The organism is Pseudomonas sp. Tav-5-1A (genome assembly GCF_055755055.1).
Map to the genome: position 1 here is coordinate 2,890,999 of NZ_CM146901.1, position 19,717 is coordinate 2,910,715.

General features: G+C 66.6%; 22 protein-coding genes. 15 read left to right on the forward strand and 7 right to left on the reverse strand.

What is annotated here, in order from left to right; genetic code table 11:
• Positions 1-62: 62 nt before the first annotated feature.
• The gene (locus tag AC0J42_RS13240; RefSeq protein WP_473006492.1) at positions 63-962 is read right to left on the reverse strand and encodes an SDR family oxidoreductase; all 900 of its coding nucleotides are present in this window, start codon (positions 960-962) and stop codon (positions 63-65) included.
• A 154-nt stretch (positions 963-1,116) separates the two neighbouring features.
• On the opposite strand from AC0J42_RS13240, the gene AC0J42_RS13245 reads away from it, so the two are divergent.
• The gene (locus AC0J42_RS13245; protein ID WP_416423997.1) at positions 1,117-1,800 is read left to right on the forward strand and encodes a glycosyltransferase family 2 protein; all 684 of its coding nucleotides are present in this window, start codon (positions 1,117-1,119) and stop codon (positions 1,798-1,800) included.
• Positions 1,801-1,834: 34 nt separating this feature from the next.
• Here AC0J42_RS13245 and AC0J42_RS13250 read toward each other — a convergent pair whose 3' ends face one another.
• The 3 genes from AC0J42_RS13250 to AC0J42_RS13260 all read right to left on the reverse strand — a co-directional run bounded on the left by AC0J42_RS13250 (position 1,835) and on the right by AC0J42_RS13260 (position 6,001).
• Positions 1,835-3,175 (reverse strand): OprD family porin, encoded by a 1,341-nt coding sequence (locus AC0J42_RS13250; RefSeq protein WP_473006493.1) that lies wholly within the window; start codon positions 3,173-3,175, stop codon positions 1,835-1,837.
• Positions 3,176-3,239: 64 nt separating this feature from the next.
• On the reverse strand, positions 3,240-4,781 hold the full coding sequence (locus AC0J42_RS13255; protein ID WP_473006852.1) for an MFS transporter: 1,542 nt from the start codon (positions 4,779-4,781) through the stop codon (positions 3,240-3,242).
• An 11-nt stretch (positions 4,782-4,792) separates the two neighbouring features.
• Positions 4,793-6,001, reverse strand: coding sequence for an aspartate transaminase (locus AC0J42_RS13260; RefSeq protein ID WP_473006494.1), 1,209 nt, complete (start codon positions 5,999-6,001; stop codon positions 4,793-4,795).
• Positions 6,002-6,345: 344 nt separating this feature from the next.
• Here AC0J42_RS13260 and nac point away from each other — a divergent pair, with 344 nt between their 5' ends.
• From nac to AC0J42_RS13320, 12 genes are all read left to right on the forward strand, one after another.
• Positions 6,346-7,242: a nitrogen assimilation transcriptional regulator NAC gene (gene nac, locus AC0J42_RS13265; protein WP_473006495.1), complete on the forward strand. Its 897-nt coding sequence runs from the start codon at positions 6,346-6,348 to the stop codon at positions 7,240-7,242.
• Positions 7,243-7,454: 212 nt separating this feature from the next.
• Complete coding sequence (locus tag AC0J42_RS13270; protein ID WP_473006496.1) at positions 7,455-7,874, forward strand: acetyl-CoA carboxylase biotin carboxyl carrier protein; 420 nt, start codon at positions 7,455-7,457, stop codon at positions 7,872-7,874.
• Complete coding sequence (gene accC, locus AC0J42_RS13275; RefSeq protein ID WP_473006497.1) at positions 7,874-9,226, forward strand: acetyl-CoA carboxylase biotin carboxylase subunit; 1,353 nt, start codon at positions 7,874-7,876, stop codon at positions 9,224-9,226. Before AC0J42_RS13270 ends, accC begins: the two co-directional genes overlap by 1 nt.
• The gene (gene pxpB / locus AC0J42_RS13280) at positions 9,223-9,894 is read left to right on the forward strand and encodes a 5-oxoprolinase subunit PxpB (protein WP_473006498.1); all 672 of its coding nucleotides are present in this window, start codon (positions 9,223-9,225) and stop codon (positions 9,892-9,894) included. The genes accC and pxpB overlap by 4 nt, the downstream gene beginning before the upstream one ends.
• Complete coding sequence (locus tag AC0J42_RS13285) at positions 9,891-10,850, forward strand: 5-oxoprolinase subunit C family protein (RefSeq protein ID WP_473006499.1); 960 nt, start codon at positions 9,891-9,893, stop codon at positions 10,848-10,850. Before pxpB ends, AC0J42_RS13285 begins: the two co-directional genes overlap by 4 nt.
• A gap of 10 nt (positions 10,851-10,860) precedes the next feature.
• Positions 10,861-11,256 carry an acetyl-CoA carboxylase biotin carboxyl carrier protein gene (locus tag AC0J42_RS13290; protein ID WP_473006500.1) on the forward strand — a complete coding sequence of 132 codons (396 nt, stop codon included), beginning with the start codon at positions 10,861-10,863 and terminating at the stop codon, positions 11,254-11,256.
• Positions 11,257-11,266: 10 nt separating this feature from the next.
• Complete coding sequence (locus AC0J42_RS13295) at positions 11,267-12,037, forward strand: LamB/YcsF family protein (RefSeq protein WP_473006501.1); 771 nt, start codon at positions 11,267-11,269, stop codon at positions 12,035-12,037.
• 94 nt (positions 12,038-12,131) lie between these two features.
• Positions 12,132-12,884 (forward strand): SDR family oxidoreductase, encoded by a 753-nt coding sequence (locus AC0J42_RS13300; RefSeq protein WP_416424007.1) that lies wholly within the window; start codon positions 12,132-12,134, stop codon positions 12,882-12,884.
• 106 nt (positions 12,885-12,990) lie between these two features.
• Positions 12,991-13,692, forward strand: coding sequence for an amino acid ABC transporter permease (locus tag AC0J42_RS13305; RefSeq protein WP_416424008.1), 702 nt, complete (start codon positions 12,991-12,993; stop codon positions 13,690-13,692).
• Between the two features lie 6 nt (positions 13,693-13,698).
• The gene (locus AC0J42_RS13310) at positions 13,699-14,442 is read left to right on the forward strand and encodes an amino acid ABC transporter permease (RefSeq protein WP_473006502.1); all 744 of its coding nucleotides are present in this window, start codon (positions 13,699-13,701) and stop codon (positions 14,440-14,442) included.
• A gap of 23 nt (positions 14,443-14,465) precedes the next feature.
• Positions 14,466-15,194: an amino acid ABC transporter ATP-binding protein gene (locus tag AC0J42_RS13315; RefSeq protein WP_416427590.1), complete on the forward strand. Its 729-nt coding sequence runs from the start codon at positions 14,466-14,468 to the stop codon at positions 15,192-15,194.
• A 29-nt stretch (positions 15,195-15,223) separates the two neighbouring features.
• Positions 15,224-16,057, forward strand: coding sequence for an ABC transporter substrate-binding protein (locus AC0J42_RS13320; protein ID WP_416424010.1), 834 nt, complete (start codon positions 15,224-15,226; stop codon positions 16,055-16,057).
• A 60-nt stretch (positions 16,058-16,117) separates the two neighbouring features.
• On the opposite strand, the gene AC0J42_RS13325 is transcribed toward AC0J42_RS13320, so the two are convergent.
• Positions 16,118-16,252 carry a hypothetical protein gene (locus tag AC0J42_RS13325; RefSeq protein ID WP_416424011.1) on the reverse strand — a complete coding sequence of 45 codons (135 nt, stop codon included), beginning with the start codon at positions 16,250-16,252 and terminating at the stop codon, positions 16,118-16,120.
• Positions 16,253-16,415: 163 nt separating this feature from the next.
• Between AC0J42_RS13325 and AC0J42_RS13330 the strand changes: the two genes are divergently transcribed.
• Together AC0J42_RS13330 and AC0J42_RS13335 are read left to right on the forward strand one after the other, a co-directional pair.
• Positions 16,416-17,564 carry an aldose epimerase family protein gene (locus AC0J42_RS13330; protein WP_473006503.1) on the forward strand — a complete coding sequence of 383 codons (1,149 nt, stop codon included), beginning with the start codon at positions 16,416-16,418 and terminating at the stop codon, positions 17,562-17,564.
• Positions 17,565-17,603: 39 nt separating this feature from the next.
• The gene (locus AC0J42_RS13335; RefSeq protein WP_416424013.1) at positions 17,604-18,014 is read left to right on the forward strand and encodes a cupin domain-containing protein; all 411 of its coding nucleotides are present in this window, start codon (positions 17,604-17,606) and stop codon (positions 18,012-18,014) included.
• A gap of 75 nt (positions 18,015-18,089) precedes the next feature.
• On the opposite strand, the gene AC0J42_RS13340 is transcribed toward AC0J42_RS13335, so the two are convergent.
• Complete coding sequence (locus tag AC0J42_RS13340) at positions 18,090-18,917, reverse strand: ABC transporter ATP-binding protein (RefSeq protein ID WP_416424014.1); 828 nt, start codon at positions 18,915-18,917, stop codon at positions 18,090-18,092.
• Positions 18,905-19,708 carry an ABC transporter permease gene (locus tag AC0J42_RS13345; protein WP_416424015.1) on the reverse strand — a complete coding sequence of 268 codons (804 nt, stop codon included), beginning with the start codon at positions 19,706-19,708 and terminating at the stop codon, positions 18,905-18,907. The genes AC0J42_RS13340 and AC0J42_RS13345 overlap by 13 nt, the downstream gene beginning before the upstream one ends.
• Positions 19,709-19,717 lie beyond the last annotated feature (9 nt).

Consider the following 19,717-nt stretch of genomic DNA (forward strand, 5'->3'; position numbering starts at 1 on the left):
CTCGGGTGTATGCACGGTTGAACCGCCGCCCGGCCAGGAGTTCCAGCCGGGCGGCCGGCCGGTCATGGCAGCGGGTTGCCGCCGGTCACGCCGAAGGTTTCACCGGTGATATAGCTGGATTCCTGAGTGGCCAGGAACACATACAGCGGCGCGCATTCGGCCGGCTGGCCGGGGCGGCCCATGGGCGTCTGCGAACCGAAGGTGGGGATTTTCTCTTGAGGTTGGCCGCCGCTGGGTTGCAGCGGTGTCCACACAGGGCCCGGCGCCACGGCGTTGACCCGCACGCCCTGGGCAATCACCTGCTTGGCCAGCGACTTGGTGAAGGCGACGATGGCGGCCTTGGTCGAGGCATAGTCCAGCAGGTTTTGCGACGGGCTGTAGGACTGGATGGACGCGGTATTGATGATGGTGGCGCCGGCTGGCAGGTGCGGCAGCGCTGCCTTGCACAGCCAGAACAGCGCGTAGACGTTGGACTTGAAGGTGGCGTCGAACTGCTCGGTGGTCAGCTCGGCGATGGCTTCCACCGCTTGCTGCTTGCCGGCGACGTTCACCAGTATGTCCAGGCCGCCCAGGGCGGCCACCGCCTTCTGCACCAAGGCCTGGCAGAACGCCTCATCCTTGAGGTCGCCGGGAATGGCCACCGCCTTGCGGCCCTCGGCTTCGATCAGCTTCACCACTTCGCGGGCGTCGCTTTCCTCTTCAGGCAAGTAATTGAGGACGATGTCGGCACCTTCGCGGGCATAGGCAATTGCCGCCGCGCGGCCAATGCCGGAGTCGGCACCGGTGATCAGCGCCCTGCGCCCCAGCAAGCGGCCGAAGCCCTTGTAGCTGTGCTCGCCGTGGTCCGGCGCGGGCGTCATCTTGTGCACGGTGCCGGGCGCGCCCTGGGGCTGTTTGGGGAATTCGGGGTGTGGATACTGGGTCAGTGGGTTCTGCATCGAATACTGGTTTTCAGTTGCCATGGTGGACTTCCTCTCTTGCCCAATCGAATCAGGACAATGGAGGCAGACGGCCAGGCGAACGTTCAGTTTTTCTGCCGATGAAAATTTTTTAAACCTTCCGCCAACCGCCCGGGTCGATTGGGAACAGGCGGGCTCGGGCAGAAGAGGGCGACTCATGATTGGTGTGGTGATTCCGGCGCACAATGAAGCAAGCTACATCGCCCCTTGCCTGGCCTCGATCCAGGCGGCGGCGCGGCACCCGCAACTGGCGGGCATGACGGTAAAAGTGCTGGTGGTGCTCGACCACTGCAGCGACGAAACCGGGTTGCTGGCGGCTGCGGCCGGGTGCGAGGTGCTGGAGGTGGGCTTTCGTAACGTCGGCAAGGCGCGGGCCTTCGGCGCCCAGGCGTTGCTCAACGCCGGCGCGCAGTGGCTGGCGTTCACCGATGCCGACACGCGGGTGCCAGGCGACTGGCTGGCCCGCCAATTGGCGTTCCAGGCCGATGCCGTGTGTGGCACGGTGGCGGTGGACAGTTGGGCCGAGCACACCGAGCAAGCGCGGGCGAAGTACCTGGCGGGGTACCGGTTCGAGGAGGGGCACCGGCACATCCATGGTGCCAACCTGGGGCTGAGCGCCGAGGCCTATGCCAGGGCTGGCGGTTTCCAGCACCTGGCGGCCCATGAAGACGTGCAACTGGTAGCGGACCTTGAGCGCATCGGCGCGCGCATCGTGTGGACGGCGACCACCTCGGTGGTCACCAGCGCGCGCCGCGATTTCAAGTGCCGCGAGGGGTTTGGCGAGTATTTGTTGTCGCTGCAGGAAGAGCGTGTGGGAGCTGGCTTGCCAGCGAGTTTTTAAAGGCTCGCTGGCAAGCCAGCTCCCACAACCACGGTCAGAACAGATTGATCGGGTAGGTAACGATCACCCGGTGCTCGTCCTGGTCGCGCACGCCGGGAAACTCGGTGCGCATGGAGGCGTGCCGCAGCGCCACGCTGAGGTCCTTGGCCGGGCCCGATTGCACGGTATAGGTCAGGGTCAGGTTGCGCTCCCACTCACTCTTGTCGCCAGCGGCGGTGCGTGCGCCCGAGCCGCTTTCGTACATGCCCAGGAAGGTCAGGCCGGGCACGCCCATGGCGGCGAAGTCATAACCGTAGCGCACCTGCCAGGTGCGCTCGCCGGCGCGCTGGAACTTGCCGATCATTGACTCGGTGATGAAGTACGAGGTCGAGCCGTCGCCCTGGTTCAGCCACACCGCATCGCTGTCGCCGGTCACCTGCTGGTAGCCGGCGGCGATGGTGTGCGGGCCCACCAGGTAGGTGAACAGCGCGCTGGACAGTTGGCTGTCGACCTTGCCCTTGGTCACGCCGTCGCCGTAGTAGCCGGCGGTGTAGTAGTCCGCGTCATTGTCGTTCTTGCCGGCCGCGCTGTTGTTGAAGTAACGCAGGTCGGTGCGCAGGGTGCCGGGGCCCACCTTCCAGTTGTTCACCAGGCCCAGGAAGTGCTGGTTGTAGAAGTTCTCCAGGCCGCCGTAGTAGTACTGCAGCAGCAGGTCGGGGGTGGCTTTCCAGTCGACGCCGGCGTACTGGAACTTGTGCACGAACTTGCCGGTGAGGCGGCTGTTGGCGCCGGGAATGGACATGCCCATCTGGTTGGTCGACCCACGGCCCTTGACGCTGTCCAGTTGGCCGGCGATGAAGGTGAAGTGGTCCAGGTCCTTGGACTGGATCTGCTCGCCGTTGAAGGTCTGTTGCAGCAGGCGGTCGGTGGACATCACCACCGGCAGCATCGGCACCAGGGTACCGGCGCGCACTTCGGTCTTGGCGAAGCGCATCTTCGCCGTGGCGCCCAGGCTGCCGAACTCATCGGCGGCGCGGCCGTCGTCGGTGGGGAAGATGTTGCCGTTGTAGGCGGTGCCCGACGGGTTGTAGTGGGTGCCCTTGCCCGAGTCCAGCTTGATGCCGAGCATGCCGATGGCGTCCACGCCGAAACCGACGGTGCCCGGGGTGTAGCCGGACTTGAAGTTGAGGATGAAGCCCTGGCCCCATTCCTGGGTGTAGTTGGGGTTGGCGGCGCCGCTGCGGTTGTCGGCGTTGCTGAAGAAGTTGCGCGCCAGCAGGGTCGCGGTGCTGTCCTCGATAAAGCCTTCGGCGTTGCTTGGTTGCGCCATGGCCAGGCCGCACAGGCCGGCCAGAATTGCGGGTGCGCGGTAAGCTGCGCGATTCAAGAGCACCATCGGGAATTCCTCGTGCTGTAGTCAATGTTGTGAGAGGCAGGTGCAGGGGCGGCAGTTAAGGTTTTTATTGTTCTTCAGGAGCAACAGGAGCAACGGGTGCGGCGGCGCGGGTCAGCGCCACCGGCGGCAAGCGGTACAGCACCCACAGGGCCAGCACGCCCAGGCCGGCGCACAGCAGCAGGCCGCTGCCCAGCGCTTGCGCCAGGGCCTGGCGGGCCAGTTGCAGCAGCGCCGGATCGCCGCCGGCCTTGAGCAGCACTTGCGGGTCGATGAAGAGGGGCAGGGCGTCGGCCTGGCCTGCGGCGATGAACGCGCCTTGCAGGTGGCTGGCGTACAGCAGCTTGACCAGCACGCCCATCACGGCCGTGCCCAGCAGCCCGCCGACCAGGCGCAGCGACTGGGTGAGGGCGGTGGCGATGCCCAGGAACTGCCGCTCGGCCAGGGTCTGGGTGAACACCGTGAGGTTCATCAGGATGAGCCCCAGGCCCAGCCCGGCCAGCAGGATCAGCCCCAGCAACGCGTGGAACGAGGCGTGCAGGCCCACCAGCGCCAGCCCGGCGCAGGCCACCAGCAGCACGGCGAAACCGGCCAGGGGAATCAGGTTGGGGTTGCGCAGGTGGGTGATGATTCGACCGTTGACGATGGCCCCCAGGGTGATGCTCAAGGCCAGGGGCGTGATCAGCAGGCCGGCGTCCTGGGGCGAATAGCCGTAGCTGCCTTGCAGCAGCAGCGGCAGGTAGAACAACAGGCTGAACATGATGGCCCCGGCCAGCAGCGACAGCACGAACAGCAGACGCACGCTGGGCGCCCGGAACAGCGCGGCCGGCAACAGCGCATCGCTGCAGCGGCGCTCCCAGCACCACAGCGCGACCGCAGCGGCGATGCACACCGCACCCAGTATCGCGCTGCCCCACACCTGGGCCTGGCCCAGCCATTCCACGAACAGTTGCAGGCTGCCCAGGGCCACCGCGATCAGCAGCGCGCCCAGCCAGTCCAGGCGAATGGCGCGGCTTTGCAGCGGGCGGTAATGGGGCAGGTAGCGCCAGGCGAAGCACAGCGCCACCGCCCCCAGCGGCAGGTTGATATAGAACACCGAGCGCCAGCCGAACGCGCCGGTCAAATAGCCGCCCAGGCCCGGGCCGATGGCGTTGACCACGCTGAACAGCGCGCTCAGCAAAATCTGCCAGCGCAGGCGCTGGCGGGTGTCGGGAAACAGTTCGGGAATGCAGGCAAACGCGGTGCCGATCAGCATGCCGCCGCCCACCCCTTGCAGGGCGCGGCCCAGCACCAGCACCAGCATGTCGTTGGCCAGGGCGCACACCAGCGAGGCCAGGGTGAAGATCACCGTGGCCGCCAGCACGAAGGGCTTGCGCCCGTAGTAGTCGCCCAGGCGGCCGAAAATCGGGATGGTGACGATGGAGGCCAGCAGGTAGCCGGTGGCTACCCAGGCGTACAGCTCGAAGCCCTGCAACTGGGCGACGATGCTCGGCAAGGCGTTGCCGATCACCGTCTGGTCGAGGGCTGAAAGCATCAGCACCAGGGAGAGGCCGAGCATGGCCAGCAAGGCTTGCTTAAAGGTCAGGGCGCTGTGGCTCGGCATCGTCATCATCGAACCCCTTACACCAGCGCCGCGACGGCGGCGGCGATGCGCTGGCAGCCGGTTTCCAGGGTCTCGATGGCCGAGGCTGTGGACATGCGGAAGAACGGTGCCAGGCCGTAGGCGCTGCCGGGAATCACCGCCACACCCTGGCTTTCCAGCAGGTAAAGGATGAAGTCGCTGTCGCTGGCCAGCACCTGGCCTTGGGGAGTGCGCTTGCCCAGCACGGCGCCGCAGTTGACGTACAGGTAGAACGCGCCTTCGGGCGGGATGCAGCTGAGGCCGTCGATGGCGTTGATCAGCTCAAGGCAGCGGTCGCGGCGCTGGCGGTACACCGCGCGGCTTTGCTCGATGAAGCCCTGGTCACCGTTGAGGGCGGCCACCGCGGCGGCCTGGCTGACGCTGCAGGCGTTACTGGTGGACTGCGACTGCAGGGTGGCCATGGCGGTGATCAGGTCGGCGGGGCCGGCGCCGAAGCCGATGCGCCAGCCGGTCATGGCGTATGACTTGGACACGCCGTTGATCACCAGCACGCGGTCCTTGAGCCGCGGTTCCACGGCCAGGATGTGCGTGGCGGGGCGGTCGTCGTAGCGGATGTGCTCGTAGATGTCGTCGGTCATCACCAGCACGTCGGGGTAGTCCAGCAGCACGTCGGCCAGGGCGCGCAGTTCTTCGGCGTGGTACACCGCGCCGGTGGGGTTGCTCGGCGAGTTCAGCAGCAGCCAGCGGGTGCGCGGGGTAATCGCGGCACGCAGCTGCTCGGCGGTGAGCTTGAAGTGGTGTTCCTCGGTGCAGGCCAGGGTCACCGGTTCGCCTTCGCAGGCCAGCACCATGTCCGGGTACGACACCCAGTAGGGCGCGGGAATCAGCACCTCGTCGCCCGGGCCCAGGGTGGCGGAGAAGGCGTTGTAGATGGCGCTCTTGGCGCCGTTGGTGACCACCACCTGGGACGGCGTATAGGCCAGGCCGTTTTCGCGCTGCAGCTTGGCGACGATGGCCTGGCGCAGCTCCGGGGTGCCGGCGTTCTGGGTGTAGCGGGTGTCGCCGTTGTCGATGGCGGCGCAGGCGGCCTGGCGGATGTGCGCCGGGGTGTCGAAGTCGGGCTCGCCCACCACCAGGTTGATGATCGACTTGCCGGCGCGGCGCAGTTCGTTGGCGCGGTCGGCAGCGGCGCTGCTGGGCGAGGGTTTGATGCGGTGCACTCGGGCGGCGATGCGGGAAGCGGTCACGGGGGAGTCCTCGGTGGTGGCCTGATGACGGCTACGTTACGAGGCGGGGCGGCGGGGCTGATAAGACAAGTTTGTTCTGGTTTGATAGGCACAGCTTATGACCGCTGCGCACCAAAATGGTGCTAGCCAGCATTTACAAGGCCCGCCCGCACCTCCTGCGGCCGCAAGATGCACACCCATAGCAAACACTTATACCCGTAGCAGCTGCCGCAGGCTGCGTCCGCGCCCGACACGGTCATTTCAGGTCCGCCGCAGCGCCTGGGGACGCGGCCTGTGGCCGCTGCTACGGGAGGTGGCGCGGCTTTTGCTGTGGCAATGCTTTCAGCCTTGTTTCGAGTGTTGCCGTGAACCTGCGCCGTTTGAAGTACTTCGTGAAGATCGTCGATGTCGGTAGCCTGACCCAGGCTGCCGATGTGTTGCATATCGCCCAGCCAGCGCTGAGCCAGCAGCTGGTCACCCTGGAGGCCGAGCTGCAGCAGCAGTTGATCATCCGCACCAAGCGCGGCGTCACGCCGACCGAAGCGGGCAAGGTGCTGTACGGTCATGCGCAACTGATCCTGCGCCAGTGCGAGCAGGCCCAGAGCGACGTCAACGCCACCGGTTTCGCCTTGTCCGGCCAGGTCTCGGTCGGCCTGGCCCCGGGCACTGCGGCCTCGGCGCTGTCGCTGCCGTTGCTGCGCCGGGTGCGCGAGCGCCACCCCGGCATCCTGCTGTACCTGAATGAAAACTTCGGCACCACCCTCAGTGAGCTGATCATGAACGGCCGCATGGACATGGCCGTGCTCTACGGCGGCCGTGAAGTGCACGGCCTGACCTTCGTGCCGCTGCTGCGCGAACAGCTGTACCTGGTGAGCGCCGACCCCGAGCTGCAACACCGCGACGAGATCGGCCTGGCCGAGGTCGCCGAGCTGGACCTGCTGCTGCCGCGCACCTACAACACCATGCGTCGGCTGGTGGACGAAGCCTTCCTGAAGATCGGCCTCAGCGCCCGGGTGATCGCCGAGGTGGAGTCGTCCACCACCCTGGCCACCGCCGTCAGCGAGCATTTCGGTTCAACCATCCTGCCCGAATCCGCCGCCCGCGCCCTGGTGGCCGTGCACGAGGCGCACCTGTTGCGCATCACCGCGCCGGACATCGAGGCGCCGCTGGCGCTGTGCCTGTCGGGGCATTTGCCGCTGTCAGTGCCGGCCCAGGCGGTGAAGGCGATCTTGCTGGAGTTGATTGCCGAGATGCGTGGGTAACGCCGCCGTAGCCGCTGCCGTCAGGCTGCGCTGGCCAGTCTGAACCCTGAAGACCTTCAGCGAGGTACAGGGCCAGCGCAGCCTGGCGGCAGCGGCTACGCGATGGTCATAAGCGACCCTTATCTCCCCACAGTCAAACCGTCTTGGCCGTGTTTTTGTGCGCTCGATAGAGTTCATCCAGCCACTTTTACTATTCACGGCAGGGCCATTGCATGAACCCGGAACGCATTAAAGCGCTGATCGACCTGATGGCCGAATCCGACCTCCGCGAGCTGAGCCTCAACGAAGGCGACACCCAGCTGCGCCTGCTGCGCGACGGCCAGCCCGTGGCGGCCGTCGCTCGCCCGCTGGCGGCGACAGTTGCCGCCGCCACCCCGGCACCCAGCAGCGACACCTTCGACGCCAGCGCCGCCCTCTACGGCGTGCTGCACCTGACCCCCGCGCCCGACCAGCCCGCGTTCGTGCAGGTGGGTGATGCGGTCGAGGCCGGCCAGACCCTGGCCGTGGTGGAAGCCATGAAGATGTTCCACCCGCTCAAGGCCGAACGCGCCGGCGTCGTGCGCGCCATCCTCGCCGCCAGTGGCGATGAAGTCGCCGCCGGCAAGCCGCTGTTCCGCCTGGAGGCCGTGTGATGTTCGATACCGTCCTTATCGCCAACCGCGGCGAAATCGCCTTGCGCATTTTGCGCGCCTGCCAGGGCCTGGGCCTGAAGACCGTGGCCGTGTATTCGGAAGCCGACCGCGACGCCCGCTACGTGCAACTGGCCGACCAGGCCATCTGCATCGGCCCCGCGGCCCCCGGCCAAAGCTACCTGGACCACGCCGCCGTGCTGTTCGCCGCCGAACTCAGCGGCGCCCAGGCGATTCACCCCGGCTACGGCTTCCTGTCCGAGAACGCCGCCTTCGCCGAGCGCGTCGAGCAGGCCGGCCTGACCTTCATCGGCCCCAGCGCCGCGTGCATCCGCACCATGGGCGACAAGGTCTCGGCCAAGCGCGCCATGCGCGAAGCCGGCGTGCCCTGCGTGCCGGGCCCCGACACCAGCATGCCGGACGACGCCGAGAGCATCCTGGCCATCGCCCACGACATCGGCTACCCGGTGATCGTCAAGGCCGCCGGCGGCGGTGGCGGGCGTGGCATGCGCGTGGTGGAGCAGGAGGCCGCGCTGCTCGACGCCATCAACCTGACCCGCGAAGAAGCCCGGCGCGCCTTCGGCAACCCGGAGCTGTACATCGAGAAATTCCTCGGCCAGCCGCGCCACGTGGAAATCCAGGTGCTCTGCGACGCCTACGGCAATGCCTTGTGGCTGGGCGCGCGGGACTGCTCCCTGCAGCGCCGCCACCAGAAAGTGCTGGAAGAAGCGCCGGCGCCTGGCATCGACCCCGCGTTGGTGGCCAAGGTCGGCGAGCGCTGCGCCGCCGCCTGCCGGCAGATCGGCTACGTGGGCGTCGGTACCTTCGAATTCCTCTACGAGCACGGCGAGTTCTACTTCATTGAAATGAACACGCGCCTGCAGGTTGAACACCCGGTGACCGAGATGACCACCGGCATCGACATCGTCCAGCAGCAGATCCGCATGGCCCAGGGCGAGCGCCTGACGCTGACCCAGGCCGACATCGGCGTGCACGGCCACGCCCTGGAGTGCCGCATCAACGCCGAGGACCCCGACACCTTCATGCCCACCCCGGGCCAGGTGAGCCGCTGGGAAATCCCCGGTGGCTACGGCGTGCGCGTCGACAGCCACGTCAGCCACGGCTACCGCGTGCCGCCGTACTACGACTCGATGGTGGCCAAGGTCATCACCCACGGCGCCACCCGCGACGAGGCCCTGGCGCGCATGCGCCTGGCCTTGGGCGAGATGCGCGTGGAAGGCATCAGCACCAACATCGCGCTGCACCGCGACATTCTCCAGGACCCCGGCTTCTGCGAGGGCGGCGTCGACATTCACCACCTTGAACGCTGGCTGCAACAGAGGACCGCATCATGAGTGCCATGCACATGGACGCCACCCCGCGCATCAGCCTGCTGGGCACCACCGCGCTGCTGCTGGAAGCACCGGGCAGCCTCGACCTGCCGCCGCAGCAACGCATCTGGGCCCTGGCCCGCCTGGCCCAGGACTGGGGCGGCGTGGCCGAGGCCGTGCCGGGCATGAACAACCTGATGCTGACCTTCGCCACACCGCCGCGCGACCTGCTGGGCCTGCAAAGCCGGTTGCTGGAGGCCTGGGAGCAGTGCCAGCCGCTGCCGCTGGAAGGCCGCATCATCGAACTGCCGGTGATCTACGGTGGCGAGCATGGCCCGCACATGGCCGACGTGGTCGCCCACACCGGCCTGGACATCGAGACCATCGCCAACCTGCACGCCGAGCCGCTGTACCCGGTGTACGCCCTGGGCAGCCACCCCGGCTACTGCTACCTGGGCGGCATGGACCCGCGCCTGGCCACGCCGCGGCGCCAGGTGCCGGTGCTGAGCATCGGCGCTGGCGCGGTGTCGATCGGTGGCGTGCAGACCGGTGTGTCGGCCTCGGCCGGCCCCAGCGGCTGGAACACCATCGGCCACACCGACATGGTGTTCTTCGACGCCGAACAATCGCCCCCGGCGCTGCTGCAACCCGGCGACCACATTCGCTTCCGTATCGAGAGGATCATTCGATGATCGAGATCATCAGTGCCACCGCCCTGGCCACCGTCCAGGACCTGGGGCGCCACGGCAGCCTGGGCTACGGCGTGGGTACCTCCGGGGCCATGGACAACCTGTCGCTGATCCTCGGCAACCTGCTGTTGGGCAACGACGAAGGCGCGGCCGCCATCGAGATTCCGCTGTTCCCGTTCGAGGCACGCTTTATTGAAGCCTGCGCGTTTGCCGTGACCGGTGCCGCCTGTGGCGCCACCCTCGACGGCCAGGCGCTGCCGCCCAACTGGGTGGCCCAAGCCAGCGCCGGCCAGGTGCTGAAGCTCAACTACCCCTCCGCCGGCAGCCGCGCCTACCTGTGCCTGGCCGGTGGTGTCGACGTGCCTGAGGTGCTGGGTTCGCGCAGCACCCAGTTGCGCGGCGAATTCGGCGGCCTGAACGGGCGCATGTTGCAGCAGGGCGACCGCCTGCCCGCAGGCCGCCCTGGCAAGGCCGGCAACAGCGACTTCGGCGTTAGCCTGGCGACCCGCGCCTTGCCCCTGGAAGTGGATGGCGTGCCGGCCATGCGCGTGCTGCCCGCCGCCGAATACGACTGCTTCAGCGCCGAGGCGCAAGCGGCGTTCTGGGCCGGGGAGTGGAAGGTCACCACCCAGAGCAACCGCTACGGCTACCGCCTGGAGGGCCAGCCGCTGCTGCCGGAAAAGCCCCTGGAGGTGCGCTCCCACGGCATCGTCCCAGGGGTGATCCAGGTGCCCCACGGCGGCCAGCCGATCATCCAGATGCGCGACGCCCAGCCCAGCGGTGGCTACCCCAAGTTCGGCACGGTGATCGAGGCCGACCTCTGGCGCCTGGGCCAGGCGCCCATCGGCAGCCGCGTGCGCTTTATCCACTGCAGCTACGCGCAGGCCCTGGACGCGCTGGAGGCTAATCGCGCCTTCCTCGACGCCACCCGCCGCCTGCTGACCTTGCACAGCCTTTGAGGAACCTGCCATGAACATCAAGGAAATTCGCCAGCTGGCCGGCTGGCTCGGCGCCGCCAACCTCAGTGTGCTGCATATCCAGCGGCCTGGTTTCGACCTGCTGCTGCGCCGTGGGGTGGCGGCTGCTCCCGTGTTGCACGCTGAGCCGCCAGCTCGCGTCGACGTGCCCGTGGCGTCGATCAAGGCCAGCGGCCCGGGGCTGTTCTTCAGCCACCACCCCGACGAGCGCGCGCCCTGGGTCAAGCCCGGCGACAGCGTGCGCAGCGGGCAATTGGTGGGCGTGCTGCAGATCGGCCACTTGTTGCTGCCGGTGCGCAGCCAGCAGGACGGGCAGGTGAGCGCCGTGCGCGCCGCCGAAGGTGAACAGGTGGGCTACGGCCAACCGCTTTTCGACCTGGCCGGCTGAGGAGGCCCGTATGCGTATCGACTTGAACGCCGACCTGGGCGAGGGCTTTGGCCCGTGGACCCTGGGCGAAGACCAGGCGCTGATGGAGATCATCTCCTCGGCCAACGTGGCCTGCGGTTTCCACGCCGGCGACCCGCTGATCATGGACACCACGGTGCGCCGCGCCAAGGCCCTGGGCATCGACCTCGGTGCCCACGTCGGCTACCCCGACCTGCAGGGTTTTGGCCGCCGTGCCATGAACATCGACCTGGCGGAGCTGGCCACCTACGTGGTCTACCAGTTGGGCGCCCTGGCCGGCATGGCGGCGGTGGCCGGCTACCGCATGACCCACATGAGTTTCCACGGCGCGCTGGGCAACCGCGTGGCCGCCGACGCCGCCATGGCCGACGTGCTGGTGGGCGCGGTGGCGCAGTTCGACCGCAGCCTGATCATCAGCTCGTCCAGCAGCCAGGCCATCGAGGCCGCCGCCGACAGGCACGGCCTGCCAGTGGCCACCACCTTCCTCGCCGACCGCGCCTACGACGCTCAGTGCCTGCTGGTGCCGCGTGGCACGCCCGGCGCGGTGATCAAGGACCCGGCCCAGGTGCGCGAGCGCGTCGCCCAGCTGTTGCAGGACGGCACCGTCTCCACCCTCGACGGCCAGCGGGTCAAGGTCAACGCCAGCTCCATCCTGCTGCACGGCGACACGCCGGGCGCGGTGGACCTGGCCCGCGACCTGCGCGCGTTCATCGAAGGGCAGGGCGCCGTCATCACCCCGATCAGCCAACTGGTGCGGTCATAAGCGCACCTTATTGCCACACAACCAATGCGTCTTGGCCGGTGCGAGCGGTGCTCGGTACAGTCCAAGGCAGACGCAGGATTCAAGGAGTTTCCCCATGCCATTTTCCGATTACAAAACCGCGCTGGTCACCGGCGCCTCGTCCGGCATCGGCGCCGCCGTGGTCGAGCGCCTGTGCGCCGAGGGCATCGAAGTGCACGCCCTGGCCCGCAGCGCCGACAAGCTGGCGGAACTGGCCGAGCGCACCGGCTGCATCGCCCACCCCATCGACGTCACTGACCTGGCCGGGCTGACCGCGCTGTTCCAGCGCCAGCGCTTCGACATCCTGGTCAACAACGCCGGCGTCGACCGCCCGGGCTCGCTGCTCAAGGCCGACGCCGAAGGCATCGACCTGCTGGTGGACGTCAACCTGCGCGCGGTGCTGCACCTGGCGCGCCTGGCGCTGCCGGGCATGGTAGAGCGCGACTGCGGCCACATCATCAACATCAGCTCCATTGCCGCCGCCTACAACTTCGGCGGCAACGCCACCTACCACGCCACCAAGGCGGCGGTGAGCATGCTCTCCAAGCAGCTGCGGGTGGACGCCTTCGGCAAGCGCGTGCGGGTCACCGAGATTTGCCCGGGGCGTGTTGCCACCGACATCTTTGCCCACGTGCATGGTGACTCCGAAGAGGTGCGCAAGCGCTTCATCGAGGGCTTCGAGCTGCCGGAAGCCAAGGACATCGCCAACGCCATTGCCTTCGCCATCGCCGCCCCGGTGTCGATGAACGTCGGCCACATGGAAATCACCCCGACCCTGCAGGTGCCCGGCGGCCTGTCCACCGCGCGGCCCCAGGAGTGGCAGGGCTGAAGCGCTGGCCTGCGAAGAAGAACGGCTCTAGCCGTCATTGCTGCGCCCGCGTCGGGTTCGCCCCGGCGCCTTGCTTCTGCCCCACGCCAGTCGATGGGAATTGACCATGACGCACGACTTCAATCTTGCCGCGATTCTGCACGGCGAATACGCCGAGCTGATCCTCAAGGGCATTGGCATGACCCTGCAGTTGGCGCTGTTCGCCTGGTGCCTGGCCATGGTCCTGGCCCTGCTGCTGGTGTCCATCCGCCTGACCGGCAACCAGTACGCCGAGCGCCTGGTGGCGGCCTACGTCTCCTACCACCGCAACGTACCCACCCTGGTGCAACTGATGCTGTGGTACTTCGGCATCCCCACGCTGCTCAGCGACAACACCCAGGTGTGGCTGGCCAACTACAGCAGCGAATACCTGTTTTCCATCATCGCCCTGGGCCTGTGCCAGGCGGCGTATTTCAGCGAGGACATCCGCAGTGGCCTGCGCGCCATTCCCAACGGCCAGACCGAGGCCGCCCGCGCCCTGGGCCTGGGCTACGTGCGCTCGCTGCGCTACGTGATCCTGCCCCAGGGCGTGCGCAACTGCCTGCCGTCGTTGATCAACCACAGCGTGCTGCTGTTCAAGAACACCAGCCTGGCCATGGCCATCGGCGTGGTGGAGCTGACGTACGCCACGCGCGAGGTGGAGAACTACACCTTCCGCACGTTCGAGTCGTACCTGGTGGCCACGGTGGTGTACCTGGTGTTTTCGCTGTTGCTGATGGGCGCTGGCGCCCTGGTGGCACGGCACTTCAGCAAAGCCCTGGCGAGGTAGGCGGCCATGTTCGATTTGTTCAAGATTGTCCACGACAACTGGCCGCTGTTCCTCATCGGCCAATACCCCCACGGCCCCCTGGGCGGCCTGGCCAGCACGCTGATCCTGGCGGCCGCGGCCCTGGTGCTGGCGTTCCCACTGGGCCTGCTGCTGGCCCTGGCGCGGGTGTCGCCATGGCGCTGGCTGCGTTACCCGGCCACGGTGTGGGTGTACGTGCTGCGCGGCATCCCGCTGTTGATGGTGATCTTCTGGACCTACTTCCTGGTGCCCTTGCTGATCGGCCACAACATTACCGGCTTCACCACCATGCTCTGCACCCTGGTGGTGTACCAGAGCGCCTACCTGTGCGAGATCATCCGCGGTGGCATCCAGGCGTTGCCCGGCGGCCAGTACGAAGGCGCACGGGCCCTGGGCCTGGGCTATGTGCGCACCACGCTGTGGGTGATCCTGCCCCAGGCGCTGTACAACGCACTGCCCAGCCTGATCAGCCAGTTCGTTTCGATCATCAAGGAAACCTCCCTGGGCTATGTGATCAACGTGCAGGAGGTGACGTTCGCCGCCAACCAGGTCAACAACCAGCTGCTGACCAAGCCGTTCCAGGTGTTCTTCATTCTTGCTATTACGTATTACGTATTGTGTTACGGCCTGACCCGCCTGGCCGGCGTGCTTGAAGGGCGCATCGCCCGCAAGCGCCTGGGCCAGGCCACCCCAGCCGCCCCGCAGGCTTCCCTGCTGACCACCGATAACTGAAGAGGGTTGCCTTCATGCATCCGATGATCATGTTTTCCAGCATCAATAAATGGTACGGCGAGTACCAGGCGCTTACCGACGTTACCGCCGAGGTCAAGCGCGGTGAAGTGGTGGTGCTGTGCGGGCCCTCGGGCTCGGGCAAGTCGACGCTGATCCGCACCGTCAACCGCCTGGAAGACATCCAGAAGGGCCAGATTCTGTTCGACGGCCAGGACGTCAACGGCACCGACGCCAACCTCAACCGCCTGCGCAGCCGCGTCGGCTTCGTGTTCCAGAGCTTCAACCTGTTCCCGCACCTGTCGGTGCTGGACAACATCATCCTCACGCCCACCAAGGTGCGCGGCCTCAAGGCCAGCGACGCCCGCGCCCACGCCATGCAGTTGCTCGACCGCGTGGGCCTGGCGCACAAGGCCAGCGCCTACCCGGCGCAGCTGTCGGGCGGCCAGCAGCAGCGCGTGGCCATTGCCCGCGCGCTGGCCATGGAGCCGCCGGTGATGCTGTTCGACGAACCCACCAGCGCCCTCGACCCGGAAATGGTCGGCGAGGTGCTGAGCGTGATGAAGGGCCTGGCCAAGGAGGGCATGACCATGATGTGCGTGACCCACGAAATGAACTTCGCCCGCGAGGTGGCCGACACCATCTGGTTCATGGACGCCGGGCAGATCCTGGAAAAAGGCACCCCCGAGCAGTTCTTCAGCCAACCGTCCCACCCGCGCGCGCAGCGTTTCATCGCTGACCTGCGTGCCCACTGAATTCACCTTGATTGAACTGGAGTAAGCCCATGGCTATGAACAAACTGATGGTGGCACTGGCGTTGGCCCCCTTGGCAATCTCGGTGGCCCAGGCCGACCAACTGGCCGACGTGATGGCGAAGAAGAGCCTGAGCTGCGGCGTCTACGCCGACGTGCCGCCGTTCTCCGCGCCCGACCCGCAGACCCGCGAGTTGGTGGGCATGGACGTCGACCTCTGCACCGCGCTGGCCAAGCGCCTGGGCGTGGCCCTGGAGCTGAAGCCGATGTCGGTGGAGGCGCGCATTCCGGAGGTGAAGATGGGCCGCGTCGACCTGATCTTCGCCAACCTGGCCTACACCAAGAGCCGCGCCGAACAGATCCAGTTCAGCGACCCGTACTACATCGCCAAGGAAACCCTGGTGGTGCGCGCGCCCAACGCCGACCAGCCGCGCGAGTTCTTCGCCGGCAAGAAAATCAGCTCCACCAAGGGCTCCACCTCCGAGCAGTCGATTCGCATGGCCAACGCCACCCCGGTGACCTTCCAGGACACCGGCTCGGCCTACATGGCCCTGCAGCAGAACAAGGTGGTGGGCCTGGTGACCAACACCATGACCGCCATCAAGCTGGTGGGCCAGGCGAAGGAGGGCGGGGTGAACCTGGCCATCGCCAAGGACCCGATGGCCCTGGAACCCATCGGCGCCGGCATGCGCCAGGGCGAACCGGCGTTCCTGGCCAAGGTCAACGAAGCCCTGCGCGCCATGGACCAGGCGGGCGAGATCGACAGCATCTGGAACCGCTGGATCGGCCCTGAAACGCCTTACAAAATGGTCCGCGAAGACAAGGTGCAGAGCCTGGCGCAGCTGAAGTTCGAGCCGTTGCCGTAAGCTTCGGACGCGGCCTGCGGCCGCTGCTACAGGTGGCTGTAGCAGCGGCCGTAGGCCGCGTCAGGCCACACTGCAAATCCAGTGATGATCATGCCGGTAAGGCGCGCGCGTGAACTTCACGTCGCGCACCAGAATGAGCCCGCGTTGCTGCAAGGCTTCGGTAAGTTCTGCCAGTGTGTCTGCTTCGAGCGTCATGGGAATTGCCTCGTCAGATTACCTGTACATAGGTCTTGACCGGGCCTTTGCCGGGATGATTCAGTTTTTCTTGCCCCTACGTTTTCCAGGGCGACCTTGGTAGGGCCTGCCTGGCATCGGCTATCGTGTTTTCATGGATTTCTTTGCGCACAGGAAGTCACCGATGAAAAACCTCTCGCTGCTGTCCGGGCTATCCCTGGCCTTGCTGTTGGCCGCCAACGCCCACGCCGCCGGGCTGGCCAGCCAAAAAAGCAGCTTCGGCACGCTGGCCGACGGCACGCCCATCGAGAAATACACCCTGAGCAACAGCCAGGGCACGCAGGTGGCGGTGATTACCTACGGCGCCATCCTGCAGTCGGTGGTGGTGGCCGACAAGCATGGCGCGTTCGACGACGTGCTGCTGGGCTTCGACAACGTCCACGACTACGAACTGAAGAATAACGACCCGCACTTTGGCGCCACCATTGGCCGCTATGCCAACCGCATTGCCGACGGCAAGTTCAGCCTTGACGGCCACGCCTACAGCATTCCCGTCAACGCCGCGCCGAACGCCATGCACGGCGGCCCGGAAGGCTTCGACCGGCACGTGTGGAAAGCCACCCCTACCCATGACAAGGGCTCGGTAGGCGTGACCCTGAGCTACCTGAGCGCCGACGGCCAGATGGGCTTTCCGGGGGCACTGGACACCCAGGTCACCTACAGCCTCAACGAGCGCAATGAACTGCGCATCCAGTTCCACGCCACCACCAGCAAGCCGACGGTGATCAACCTGACCAACCACGGTTATTACAACCTGGCGGGCGCCGGCAACGGCACCATCCTCGACCAGGTCGCCACCCTGCACGCCAGCCACTACACGCCGGTGTCGGCTAAGCTGATTCCCACCGGCGAAATCGCCCCGGTGGCGGGCACGCCCATGGATTTCCTCAAACCCACGCCCATTGGCACTCATATCAAGGCTGACCACCCGCAGCTGAAGTTCGCCGAGCCCAAGCAGGGTGGCTTTGATTTCAACTACGTGCTCGACACCAAGGGCGACCTGAGCAAGCCTGCCGTGGAAATCAGCGACCCGCAGTCGGGCCGCCATCTGCAGCTGTTCACCACCCAGCCAGCGGTGCAGTTCTACACCTCCAACTCGCTGGACGGCAGCATCAGCGGCAAGGCCGGCAAGGTGTACGGGCACTGGGGCGCCTTTGCGCTGGAGGCTGAACACTACCCGGATTCGCCCAACCAGCCGGCGTTTCCGAGCACGCGCCTGAACCCAGGTGAAACGTTTCTGCAAACTACCGTGTTGAAGTTCAGCCACGAGTGATAGCCTGTGGCCTTTAGCCACGTTTTGGAAGGGAAACACATGATCTTCGGCTTCAATGGCAAGACCTGCGCCGTGTTGGCGGCAGCCCTGGTACTGGGCGGCTGCGCTTCGCTGAACACCCCTGCCGCCAAGCCCGCCGCCGGTTCGCGCACGGTGCTGCAGCATGTGGTGTACCCGGCAGGCTACGAGGTGAACGTGATTCGCATCGTGCTGCCGGCCAACACCAACTCGCCGCACCACACCCACCCGGGCCTGGAATCGGGCTACGTGGCCCGTGGCTCGGTGACCATCGCCATCGATGGCCAGCCCGAGCATGTGCTGCACGCCGGGGATACCTTCGAGACCCCGGCGAACGCGCCGCACATCGTCAAGAACGGGCCGCAGGAGACGGAGATCGTCAGCACCTACATCACCGAGCTGGGCAAGCCGTTGACGCACGTGTTGCCGTAAATTGTGTGGGAGCTGGCTTGCCAGCGAGCCTTTCGGGCCTCCACTGCTCGCTGGCAAGCCAGCTCCCACAAGGGCTCAATGAGCGTCGTCGTGGAGCAGGTGGAAGATCTCGCGCTTCATGCGGATGAAGTCCGCGTCCATCACCATGTCCAGGTTGCGCGGCCGCTCGATCGGCACGTCCAGCACCTGCTTGATGCGCCCGGGCCGTGCGCCCATGACGAAGATGCGGTCGCCCAGCAGGATGGCCTCGTCGATGTCGTGGGTCACGAACAGCACGGTCTTCTTGCTGTGTTCCCACACCTTCAGCAACAGCTGCTGCATCTGCAGCCGGGTCTGGCTGTCCAGCGCGCCGAAGGGTTCGTCCATCAACAGAATCTGCGGGTCGTTGGCCAGGGCGCGGGCGATGGCCACGCGCTGCATCATGCCGCCTGACAGCTGCTTGGCGTAGTTGTCGGCGAAGCGCTGCAGGCCTACCTCGTTGAGGTAGAACTCGACGATGTCCTTGCGCTCGGCCGCCGGCATGCCCCGGCGTTTCAGGCCGAACTCGATGTTCTGCCGCACCGTCAGCCAGGGGAACAGGGTGTAGCTCTGGAACACCATGCCACGGTCGGCGCCGGGGCCGTCCACCTGCTGGCCACCGACGTAGATGGCGCCACTGGTGGGCTCGGCGAGGCCGGCCGTGAGGTACAGCAGGCTCGACTTGCCGCAGCCCGATGGCCCCACCAGCACCGCGAACTGCTGGTCGGGCACCTGGAACGACACCTGTTCAAGCGCGGTGAAGGTGTCGCCCGAGGGCGTCTTATATTGCAGGCAGACCTTGTCCACCTGCAGCCGCGGCGCGGCGCTGGCGGCCGGGGCCACGGGCGTCACCAGCCGGGGTGAGGTTGCGGTTACTGAGCCCATGCGGCCACCTTTATGCGCAGGAAACGGAACAGTTGATCGGTGATCAGGCCCAACAGGCCGATAACCGCGATCGCCAGGAAAATCACGTCCACCTGGAAGCCACGCATGGCCTTCAGGCTCAGGTAGCCCAGGCCGCTGGAGGCGGCCACCAGTTCAGCCACCACCAGGTACGTCCAGGCCCAGCCCATGGTCACCCGCAGGGTGTCGAGGATACCCGGCACCGAGGCCGGGGCGATCACGTGCACCACCGCGTCGACGCGGTTGGAACCCAGGGTGTACGAGGCGTTGATCAGGTCCTTGGAGATGCCCTTGGAGACGTCGGCGATCATCACCAGCTGCTGGAAAAACACCCCGAAGATGATGATCGACACCCGCTGTTCCAGGCCGATGCCGATCCACAGGATGAACAGCGGCACGAACGAGGTCACCGGCAGGTAGCGGATGAAGTTCACCAGCGGCTCCAGGAACGCCTGAACCACGCGGAAGCTGCCCATCAGCAGCCCCACCGGCACGGCGACGATGGAGGAGACCACGAAGCCGACCATCACCACCTCGACGCTGGCCCACACGTGGGTGCCCAGGGTGCCGTCGCGCGCCAGGCGCACGGCGGCGTCCCACACCGCGCCGGGGCTGGGCAGGAACATCGCCGGCACCACGCCGCCGTAGGAGAGGAAGGCCCACAGGCCGATCAGCAGGATCCAGGCCAGGCCGCTGGCGCTCCACACCACCTGCACCGGCAGGCTGGTCTTGGGCGTGAGGCAGCGGTTGAGCCATGAGTTGCGCTTGGACATGCCAGGCTC